The sequence below is a fragment of the Bradyrhizobium sp. Ai1a-2 genome (assembly GCF_000426245.1).
In the GTDB taxonomy this organism is placed as follows: Bacteria; Pseudomonadota; Alphaproteobacteria; order Rhizobiales; family Xanthobacteraceae; genus Bradyrhizobium.
On sequence record NZ_AUEZ01000078.1, the window covers coordinates 26408 to 36801 of the forward strand.

Annotated in this window: 10 protein-coding genes; 2 read left to right on the forward strand and 8 right to left on the reverse strand. The window is 63.2% G+C overall.

Annotated elements, in window-relative coordinates; translation table 11 throughout:
• Window positions 1–20: 20 nt before the first annotated feature.
• On the reverse strand, window positions 21–2669 hold the full coding sequence (locus K288_RS0134510) for a PAS domain S-box protein (protein ID WP_244443366.1): 2649 nt from the start codon (window positions 2667–2669) through the stop codon (window positions 21–23).
• Window positions 2670–3164: 495 nt separating this feature from the next.
• On the opposite strand from K288_RS0134510, the gene K288_RS0134515 reads away from it, so the two are divergent.
• Together K288_RS0134515 and K288_RS0134530 are read left to right on the forward strand one after the other, a co-directional pair.
• Window positions 3165–3566 (forward strand): response regulator, encoded by a 402-nt coding sequence (locus K288_RS0134515; protein WP_027583650.1) that lies wholly within the window; start codon window positions 3165–3167, stop codon window positions 3564–3566.
• 412 nt (window positions 3567–3978) lie between these two features.
• Window positions 3979–4362, forward strand: a complete 384-nt coding sequence (locus K288_RS0134530; protein ID WP_027583651.1) for an SHOCT domain-containing protein — start codon at window positions 3979–3981, stop codon at window positions 4360–4362.
• Between the two features lie 174 nt (window positions 4363–4536).
• Here K288_RS0134530 and K288_RS0134535 read toward each other — a convergent pair whose 3' ends face one another.
• The 7 genes from K288_RS0134535 to K288_RS0134565 all read right to left on the reverse strand — a co-directional run.
• Complete coding sequence (locus K288_RS0134535; protein ID WP_027583652.1) at window positions 4537–5655, reverse strand: branched-chain amino acid ABC transporter substrate-binding protein; 1119 nt, start codon at window positions 5653–5655, stop codon at window positions 4537–4539.
• 161 nt (window positions 5656–5816) lie between these two features.
• Entirely contained in the window at window positions 5817–6551 is a 735-nt protein-coding gene (locus K288_RS0134540; protein ID WP_027583653.1) for an ABC transporter ATP-binding protein, read from the reverse strand.
• Window positions 6548–7381, reverse strand: a complete 834-nt coding sequence (locus K288_RS0134545) for an ATP-binding cassette domain-containing protein (protein WP_027583654.1) — start codon at window positions 7379–7381, stop codon at window positions 6548–6550. The genes K288_RS0134540 and K288_RS0134545 overlap by 4 nt, the downstream gene beginning before the upstream one ends.
• Entirely contained in the window at window positions 7378–8703 is a 1326-nt protein-coding gene (livM, locus tag K288_RS0134550; RefSeq protein ID WP_027583655.1) for a high-affinity branched-chain amino acid ABC transporter permease LivM, read from the reverse strand. The genes K288_RS0134545 and livM overlap by 4 nt, the downstream gene beginning before the upstream one ends.
• Before the next feature lie 11 nt (window positions 8704–8714).
• Window positions 8715–9632, reverse strand: coding sequence for a branched-chain amino acid ABC transporter permease (locus K288_RS0134555; RefSeq protein WP_027583656.1), 918 nt, complete (start codon window positions 9630–9632; stop codon window positions 8715–8717).
• Window positions 9633–9703: 71 nt separating this feature from the next.
• Window positions 9704–10036 carry a hypothetical protein gene (locus K288_RS54300; protein ID WP_201449767.1) on the reverse strand — a complete coding sequence of 111 codons (333 nt, stop codon included), beginning with the start codon at window positions 10034–10036 and terminating at the stop codon, window positions 9704–9706.
• Between the two features lie 40 nt (window positions 10037–10076).
• Window positions 10077–10394, reverse strand: a 318-nt coding sequence (locus K288_RS0134565; RefSeq protein ID WP_027583657.1) for an IS5/IS1182 family transposase, incomplete at its 5' end; no start/stop codon positions are given.

Below are 10394 nucleotides of genomic sequence, written 5' to 3' on the forward strand. Positions count from 1 at the left end.
TGGTCGGTAAGCATGATGCATCAACTGCCAAGCGCGAGCCGGATCATCTTTGCAAGCTCCGACTTGCGATAGGGTTTCGCCAGCAGCAGCACGCCGGAATCGAGCCGTCCGTGGTGGACGATCGCGTTCTCGGTATAGCCCGACGTGTACAGCGTCTTGAGTCCGGGCCGCCGCTGCTGCGCTTCGTCGACGAGTTGGCGCCCGTTCATGGCGCCGGGCATGATGACGTCGGTGAACAGGAGGTCGATAGGCGTCCCGGTATCGATGATGTTGAGCGCCTCGGCGGCATTGGCCGCCTCGAGTGTCGAGTAGCCGAGGCTTGTGATCTGGGTCACGACATATTTGCGCACCAGCGCATCGTCCTCGACGATCAGAATGACTTCGTTTCCGCCCTGGACATTGGCGGTGTGTTGCGCTTCCGCGACGGTCTGGGCGAGGCCGGTCGCGCGCGGCAGATACATCTTCACGGAGGTGCCGTGGCGTTCCTCGCTGTAGATCTTGATATGTCCACCCGACTGCTTGACGAAGCCGAACACCATGGAAAGCCCAAGCCCGGTGCCTTTGCCGACTTCCTTGGTGGTGAAGAATGGATCGAACACTTTTTCCAGCAGATGGGCGGGAATGCCGGCGCCGCTGTCGCTGACCGCGACCATGACGTAATAGCCGACCGCGACCTCGCTGTGCATGCTGGCATAGCCCTCGTCGAGATAGACGTTGCGGCTTTCGAGTGCCAGCTTGCCGCCGCGGGGCATGGCATCCCGCGCATTCAGCGCGAGATTGAGGATCGCCGTGGTCAGCTGGTTCGGATCGACCATCGCCGTCCAGACGTCCTCCGCGAGCATTGGCGTGATCTCGATATGCTCGCCGAGCGTCGGGCGCAGCAGCTTCGCCGCCTCCAGGATCAGTGCGTTGATATAGACATCGACCGGCTGCAGCGGCTGCTTGCGGGCGAAGGCGAGCAGATGCTTGGTCAGGTTGGCGCCGCGCTCGGCGGCTTCGTCGATCAGCCGGGCGATGGCGACGAGGTCGTGCCGGTCGGCGACCGCTTCTTCGAGGATGCCGATGGTGCCGGTGATGACGGTCAGGATGTTGTTGAAGTCGTGGGCGATGCCACCGGTGAGTTGGCCGACTGCGTCCATCTTCTGCACCTGCCGGATCTGCGCTTCGGCGGCCTGCTTCTCGGTGAGGTCGCGGCCGATGAAGAAGTAGCGCTTGACCGGGTCCGAATAGGTTGCGGACCAGTTGAGCGACACCACTTCGCCGTCCTTGCGGATCAGGCGCGTCTCGAAATTGCGCTTGCTCTGGCCGCGCCGCGCGGCGCGCATTTCGCTGCGGGTATTTTCGAGATCATCCGGATGAACGAAGTCGACCGCGGACCGTCCGACCATCTCGGCAGGATCGTAGCCCGCAATGGTCCTGACGCTCGGACTGACCTGGACGAAATTGCCCTGCTTGTCGGTCACCGACAGGAAATCCTGCGACGTCTCGAAGATGCGCTGCCGCTCTTCGAGTTCCTGGTTGAGTGCCTTCTGCGTCCGCCTGCTTTCGGTGATATCCTGCGCGATCTTCGAGGCGCCGATGATCTCGCCCGTCGCCGACAATAGCGGTGAGACGCTGAGCGAGACGTCGATCGACCTGCCGTTCCTGTGCAGCCGCTGCGTCTCATGTTGCTCAAGCTTTTCGCCGCCACGGATCCGCTTGAGGATGTCGTCGCTTTCGCCGCGTCGGTCGGGCGGCACGATGATGTCGATGCGCTGGCCGACCGCCGCGGCCGCCGGATAGCCGAACAGGCGTTCCGCCGCCGGATTCCAGGCGGTGATGGTGCCGTCGAGCGACTTGGTGATGATGGCGTCGTTGGAGGATTCGACGACCGCGCTGAACAGCCGCTCGCGCTCGGCGTGGTAATCGCGTTCGGTGGCGGCCTGGCGGCGGACCATGCGCAAGAGCCGCGACATCGCCGCCTGCAGCGCGACGTTGTCGATCAACAGCACCGCGAGCACGAAACTGGCGGCGAACAGTCCGTAGATGCGGCCGGCATAGAAACCGAGATCGAATCTCGCCACGTTGAGCATCGCCGACAGCGCGATGTCGAACAGCCAGGCGCACAGCACGACCATGAGCCAGACGTCGATGACGGAATGCGGTTTCCGGAACCACAGCGCGCCAAGCGCAGCGACACAGAAGAACAGCACCATCGAGACCACGCCGATCATGACCGGCGTGTAGCGTCCGCCGCTCAAAAGGACGGGGAGGCGGTCGTGCTGGTCGGTGAAGATCCAGGCGAACACCACCATCGCGACGATGACCGCCGCGACGCTGCCGACGATTGCCGACATCGTCGAGCCGCGGATCCTGGCGCCGTCGTCTCCTTTCGAAAGCGCATAACCGAGGACCATCAGCGGGAAGAAGCCGTGCCAGACCATGTAGAGCCAGACCGTGGTCTGCGAGCCGGCTCCGAACAGGCCCGTCGGCGCGAACAGGCCCGGAAAGGTGAGCGCGTGCGTGACTGCGGCCGCGGCGGTGAAGAGATAGCCGCTCGCAAGCAGCAGCATCGCCCGCCAGCGCAGGATGGCAAACTGTGAGAACAACAGCACCGCGGTGATGAGATCGGTGATCGCCAGTGCGGACTGGTAGCTCGCCACGAAGGCCGGTACCGGGGTCAGCGGCATTCCCGCAAATGGTACCGCGATCGCGAACAGCACGGCCGAGACGACGACCACCGCCAGCGCCGCGTTGCGGTCGCCGCGGGAGGCCGGCAAGGTCGAAAGGAAGAAGCTGCGGTCGTTACCTTTGAACACTCATAGTCTCCTGGAACCGGTATCGAACGCAAGACAGGGGATCACGTCAAACCCGCGCGCGGGCTGTCCACACAAAGTGGAACCTGTGGCCGCCCGGTCCGTATCGGTGCGACGGAACGCGGCATCCACTGGCCTGGGGAAGATAAAAATCAAAGTCCGATAAACCTGCTTTGCGTCGCTTGGTGCGACAAAACCAATCGCTCGAAATCGATCCAAGGTTATCTGCTACCGGCACGGAATTGAACCGGGCGTTCGTATCCAGTTGGGGTAACCCCCTCTTTACTGACAGGACAGATAATTCGCCGGATTACCTAGTGCCTGGCGTTTTCCACGATAGGCTTCCCGCAGCCGGCCCCGGGGGATTTCATGGCCCGTGTTCTCGTCGTCGACGACCAATCCGATGTGCGCGCGATGATCGCAATTGTGCTGCGCGTCAACCGTTTCGAGATCGTCGAGGCGGCGTCCGCCGCGGAGGGGATCAAGGCGTTCGAAGCGGCCGGGGAAGGGGCGAAGTTCGATCTTGCGATCATCGACATCTTCCTGCAGGGCAAGAGCGGCCTCGACCTCATGTCGATGATGCGTGACCGCCAGCCCGATTTTCCCATCGTCGCGATGTCGGGCATGACGGCGCTGGATTTCGTTGCCGAGGCGCCCGACCTGTCGAACGTGGCCTGCCTGCAGAAGCCGTTTCGTCCGAACGATCTGATGCGCGCCATCGAGAACGCGCGGCGGGCGGTTGCTCCCGTCGCGGCGCGCGCGGCAGTTTGATCGCGTGTGCTCTTCATTGTCATTGCGAGCGAAGCTCGCAATGACGGGTGGAGAGTTCTGATCCCCATTATCAAACAGCTCTCCGTTGTCATCGTCCGCCACGGGTCGGCGCAAAGCGCCGCCTGATGACAGGCTCCGGCGGACGATCCAGTATTCCAGAGGCGGCGATGCTTAAGTTGAGCGCCCGCCGGTTACTGGATGCCCGCCTTCGCGGGCATGACAGTGGAGTTTAGGGAGAGGATGTGAGGCTGCATTCTCGCGGCGCTTTGCCACAACCGGGGGATGTCGGTCTGTGACCCACGATTCGGCATGCGTTGATCTAAATCAAAAGCGGGCAGCGGGATTACGCTTTAAGGAACAATACCGGGGGGCTGGAACTCTTGCGCCCAGCGGCAGGCAAAGGAGGATCGCAATGTTCTTCTTTCAAGAGGGCTTCACCTATCGAAATTTCCTGCTGGACGTCCTCACCATATTCTTCTTCATCGTGTGGTTCTGGCTGCTCATTACCGTCGCTTCTGATCTATTCCGACGCCACGACATTTCCGGCTGGGTCAAGGCAATATGGGTGATCGGATGGATAATATTTCCATTCATTTTCATGCTTGCATACTTGATCTTTCAGGGAAGAGGCATGGCCGAGCGGAACATGCAACAGGCTCGGCAGGCGCGCGACGAACTCAGGAGCGCAATTGGTTTCAGTGCCGCAGATGAAATCGAAAAGCTCGGTCGGTTGAAACAGGCAGGGTCGATCAGCGACGCGGAATTTACACGACTGCGCGCTCGGCTCGTACAGTAGTGCTGCTCGGCCCTTCCTCACGCTGATATCGTTGCTGGGCTGCGGCGGAGCTCGCCCCAACCCAGACGTATCGGTATGTTCGCTGTTGCGCCGCCACTCAGGACAAGCGGGGCGGCGCAATGGATCCGGGTTCGTCGTTCGGCCCCCGAATGACGGCGGTGGTGGGGATACGCCTTACGACCCCTTCGGGTTGACTTCGGCGTAGTTGCCCTTGGCGTCCCACTTGTAGACGACGTAGTCGATCGCCTTGATGTCGCCCTTGGCGTCGAAGGCCATCTTGCCGAGCACGGTGTCCCACTCGCCGGCCTTGATCGCGTCCATCACCTTCTTCGGATCCGTCGAGCCGACCTTGGCGACCGCCTGCGACCACACCTGCATCGCGGCGTAAGTGTAGAGCGTGTAGCCTTCGGGATCGATGTTCTTGGCTTTGAACTTCTCGACGATCGCTTTCGCGGTCGGTTTGTTGCGCGGATCGGGACCGAAGGTGAACAGGGTGCCTTCGGCGGCGGGGCCGGTGATCGAGGCGAACTCCTTGTCGTTCATGGCATCGCCCGCCATCAGCACCGTCTGCAGGCCCTGGTCGCGCATCTGGCGCAGGATCAGGCCGGCTTCCTGATGGTAGCCACCGACATAGACGAGATCGATATTGTCTCGCTTCAACCGAGAGACGATGGAGTTAAAATCCTTGTCGCCCTTGTTGTAGGACTCGAACATCTTCTCCTGGAAGCCGGCCTTGTTCAGCGCTTTCTTGGTCTCGTCCGCGAGGCCCTTGCCGTAAGTGGTCTTGTCGTTCAGGATTGCGACGCTCTTCCCCTTGAAATTCTTGATGATGTATTCGGCGGCGACCAGGCCCTGCTGGTCGTCACGGCCGCAGACGCGCGCGACGTTCCAGAGCTTGCGCTCGGTGAACAGCGGGTTGGTCGAAGCCGGCGTGATCTGCAACGTGTTGCCGTCGGCATAGGCCTCTGAGGCCGGGATCGACGACGACGAGCAGAAATGACCGGCGACGAAGGGGATCCGCGCTCCGGAAAGCTTCTCGGCAACCGAGCGCGCCTGCTTGGGATCGCAGGCATCGTCGCCGACCTCGAGCTTGAGCTTCTTGCCGAGCACGCCGCCCGCGGCGTTGAGATCGGCGACCGCCTGTTCGGCGCCGTTCTTCATCTGGCGGCCGAAAGCGGATTCGGAGCCCGTCATCGGGCCAGCCACTGCGATGGTGATGTCCTGCGCGAACGCGCTCGCCGACAATGCCAACGATGCGCCCAATGCCAGGCCGATCAGCTTGAGTGATTTCATCTGGAGTCCCCGTGGTCATCGCTTAAGGGAGGCATCCGGCGCGCCGCCGGACGCAAAACCGAAGGCATTGTCGACTGAATTTGCCGTCAAGTCATCGGCAATTTTCAGGCAAATGCACGGTCCCTTCGCAGCATCTTGCCGCAGGATGAGGTTCAAAAGGCTTAGCCCCGCCGTCCGCCTTCCAGATAGGCAGCGCGGATCTCCGGCCGCTGCAGCAGCTCGCTGCCGGTTCCAGCCAGCGTGATCAAGCCGTTGACCATGACATAGCCGCGATGGGCGAGTTTCAGCGCGTGGTTGGCGTTCTGCTCGACGATCAGGACGGTCAGGCCGTCCTGACGGTTGAGGGTGCGGATCGCATCAAAGATCTGGCGCGCGATCAGCGGTGCAAGGCCGAGCGATGGCTCGTCCAGCATCAAGAGGCGCGGGCGGCTCATCAGCGCGCGGCCGATCGCCAGCATCTGCTGCTCGCCGCCGGAGAGCGTGCCGCCACGCTGGTTGATGCGCTCCCTGAGCCGGGGGAACAGCGTGAACACGCGCTCCAGCACCGCGGCGCGTTCCGCATCGCTGCACTCGGTCACATCGGCGCCCATCTGCAGGTTTTCGGCAACGCTCATGCGCGGAAAGATCCGGCGTCCTTCGGGCGACTGCGCGATCCGCAGTCGCGCAATCTCGTGCGTCGGCACGCCGGTGATGTCGTCCCCGTCGAACTCGATCGCGCCGGCGCGGGCGCGCGGCTTGCCGAAGATCGTCATCATCAGCGTCGACTTGCCGGCGCCATTGGCCCCGATCAGCGCGACGATCTCGCCGGCATTGATCTCAAGATCGACGCCCTTCAGCGCCTCGATCTTTCCATAGGCCGCACGAAGGCCCCGGATCGCGAGGAGAGGAGAGGTCATGTGCCGCTCTCCATGACGGCGATGGCTTCTTCCTCGTCGGCGCCGAGGTAGGCGGCGATCACCTTGGGATCGTCGCGCACGGCCTCCGGGGTTCCCTCGGCGATCTTGACGCCGTAATCCATCACCACGACGTGGTCGGAAATTTCCATCACGACGGACATGTCGTGTTCGATCAGCAGGATCGAGGTGCCGAGCTCCGAGCGGATCGAGAGCAATAGCTCGCTCAGCGCGGCACTCTCGCGCGCATTCAGCCCGGCGGCCGGCTCGTCGAGGCAGAGCAGCGCGGGCTCGGTGCACATCGCGCGCGCGATCTCGAGCCGCCGCTGGTCGCCGTAGGGCAGGTTGCCGGCGGCATCGTCGGCGCGCTCCAGAAGGCCGATGCGCGAGAGCCAGGTGCGCGCCAGCTCAATCGCGCGTGCTTCCGCGCTGCGCCAGGACGGCGCGCCGATCAGGCCGAGGAAGGTCAGGCCGGAGGCACGCATCAGCACGTTGTGCTGCGCCACCATCAGATTCTCCAGCGCGGTCATGCCGGGGAACAGGCGGATGTTCTGGAAGGTGCGCGCCACACGTGCCTGTTTGGAGATGCGGAAATCGTTGAGACGTTCGAGCTGGATCGTCTTGCCGTCGTCATGGGTGAGGGCGATCGAACCGCCGCTCGGCCTGTAGAAGCCGGTGATGCAATTGAAAACGGTGGTCTTGCCGGCGCCGTTCGGACCGATCAGCGCGGTGATCTTGCGCCGTCCGGCGTCGAAGGAGAGATCATTGACGGCGACGATGCCGCCGAACCGCATCGACAGGCCGTCGACGGAGAGGATGCTCTCGCCGCTCATCCGTGCCCCTCCTTGACAAGGTCGGAGGAGATCGCCTGGTTGCGTTCGAGATAGACGGTGGGCGAGCGATGGCCGATCAGTCCGCGCGGCCGCCAGATCATGAGCAGCACCATCGCCATCCCGAACACCAGCATGCGGTATTGATCGAGGCCACGGAACAGCTCGAAGCCGCCGATCATGGCGAGCGCGGCCAGCGCCACGCCGAGCTGCGAGCCCATGCCGCCGAGCACGACGATGGCGAGCACCAGCGCCGATTCCTGGAAGGTGAAGGATTCCGGGCTGATGAAGCCCTGGCGTGTCGCGAAGAACGCGCCGGCAAAGCCGCCGAACATCGCGCCGGTGGCAAAGGCCGTGAGCTTGGTCGTGGTGGTGTTGATGCCGAGCGCGCGGCAGGCGACCTCGTCCTCGCGCAGCGCCTCCCAGGCGCGGCCGATTGGCAGTCGGCGAAGGCGGATCGTCACCCAATTGGTCAGCAGCGCCATCGCGAGGATCAGGTAGAACAGGAAGACGATGCGGTGCGTCGGCGAGAACTCGATGCCGAGCCTTGCGGCCAGTCCGTCTTCGCCCGGCGAGAGCGGAATGCCGAACAGCGTCGGCCTTGGTATGCCGGAGACGCCGTTTGGCCCGCCGGTCAGGCTCTGCCAGTTGATGATGACGAGGCGGATGATCTCGCCGAAGGCCAGCGTCACGATCGCGAGATAGTCGCCGCGCAATCTGAGCACGGGGAAGCCGAGCAGCACGCCCCAGAACGCCGCAAGGATGCCGGCGAGCGGCAGGCAGACCCAGAACGACAGTCCGAAATTGGTGGCGAGCAGTGCGTAGGAATAGGCGCCGACGGCGTAGAAGGCGACATAGCCGAGATCGAGCAGGCCGGCGAGGCCGACGACCACGTTCAGTCCCCATCCCAGCATCACATAAGTGAGCACGAGGATCGCAAGATCGAGGATGTAGCGCTGGTCGTAGAAGATCACCGGCACCAGGAAGGTGAAGATCAGCAGCGTCGGCGCGATCAGGCGTCCTGTGAACGACAGCGCGTGTTGCACCGCCGGTGGAACGACGCGGACCTTGTCGGCGGGGCCCCACCATTGCCGCAGCAGTTCGATGACGATGCTGCCGCCGAACACGGCGGCGACGATGGCGGCGAGATCGCCGAACCGCGTCCAGTAGATCAGCCCGCCCTGCGGGCCGGCCTCGGTGCGGACGCCGATCATCAGCGAGAACAATACCAGCGCGACGAGGGCGCTGATCGTGGCTTTCTTGAGGATGAAGGCGGCGCTGCTCGCGCGCGGCGCTGGTTTCTTCTCGAGCGTTGACGCAGTCACGCGGCCGCCCGTCAGACTTTTTCGACTTCAGGCCGGCCGAGCAGGCCGGTCGGAAGGAAGATCAGGACCACGATCAGGATGGAGAAGGCGGCGACGTCCTTGTATTCGACCGAGAAATAGGCCGACCAGAACGTCTCGATCAGCCCGATCGCCAATCCCCCCAGCATCGCGCCGGGCAGCGAGCCGATGCCGCCGAGGACGGCGGCGGTGAAGGCCTTGATGCCGGCGACGAAGCCCATGAAGAAATCGACCAGGCCGTAATAGAGCAGATACATCATGCCGGCGACGGCGGCGAGCGCGGCACCGATCACGAAGGTCATGGAGATCGTGCGATCCACGTCGACGCCGAGCAGCGCCGCCATGGTCTGGTCCTGCTCGCAGGCGCGCATGTCGCGCCCGAGCCGCGTCTTCGACACCAGCCAGGTGAACAGCACGAGCAGCACCACGGTGGCGAGCACGACGATGATCTGGATATTCGAGAGCTGCACGACGAACCCGCTCGCGCCCTCATGCAGCGTGTAGCCGCCGGTGATGATCGGCGGCACCGGTTTCACGCGCGCACCCTGCGCGACCTGAGAGAAATTCGTCAGCACGAAGGACATGCCGATGGCCGACAGCATCGGCGCCAGGCGGAATGAATGCCGCAAGGGCCGGTAGGCGATGCGCTCCACCGTCCAGCCATAGAGCGCGGTGATCGCCATCGACACCAGGAGCACGACGAACAGCACCAGCGGGATCGCGGTGAGGCCGAGCGAGACCAGCACCAGGAAGGAAATCAGCGCGATGAAGCCGCCGATCATGAAGATGTCGCCATGGGCGAAATTGATCATGCCGACGATGCCATAGACCATGGTGTAGCCGATCGCGATCAGCCCATAGATCGAGCCGAGGACGAGGCCGTTGATGAGTTGTTGGGCGAAATAATCCATGCGCTGCCGTTTGTGAGAGAGCGACGCGGCGAGGGCTCCCGGCAGCCTTGTCCGACGCGTCGTATCATTTTCTAACAGTGGAACCCCTTGGGCGGCAACAGCGCTAGCTGCGGCATCAAGGGCTTGTACAGAGGTAGTTTTGCCGTCGGTTCCCGATCCCGCATTTGCTCACCGTGACGTGACGGTTCCCGCCGAAACGGCGTCCTGGTTCCCGCGTTGGCCTGTGCCTGATCCGAATGGACCAGGTTCAACCCAGGGAGATTGCGATGGCCAATCAGAACCAGAACGCGGGTCAACAGAATCAAAATCCGGGCCAGAAGCCCGGTCAGCAGCAGCAGGGCGGCGGCAGCAAGCCCGGCCAGCAGCAGCAGGACCCGAACCGTCAGGGCCAGAACCCTGGCCAAGGCCAAAACCCCGGCCAAGGGCGCTAGGTGGTGTGGACACTTATCTCAGCCATAAGACGATGGCTGCGAGGGTGACAACAGCGTGGTAATTTCGGGCGGTCTTTTCGAAGCGGGTTGCGACGCGACGGAACTGCTTGAGTTTTGAGAAGCAGCATTCCACGAGATGACGCTGGGCATAGAGATGCTTGTCGAGCGGATATTTGAGCGCACGTGACGGGTTGTTGGGGATGACGGCCAGCGCTCCCTTGGCGGCGATGGCTTGGCGCAAGTGATCGGCGTCATAGGCCGTATCGGCCATGATGACCTCGGCAGGCAGTCCCTCGATCAGGGCCGCAGCTTGCGGTGCATCGCCCTTCTG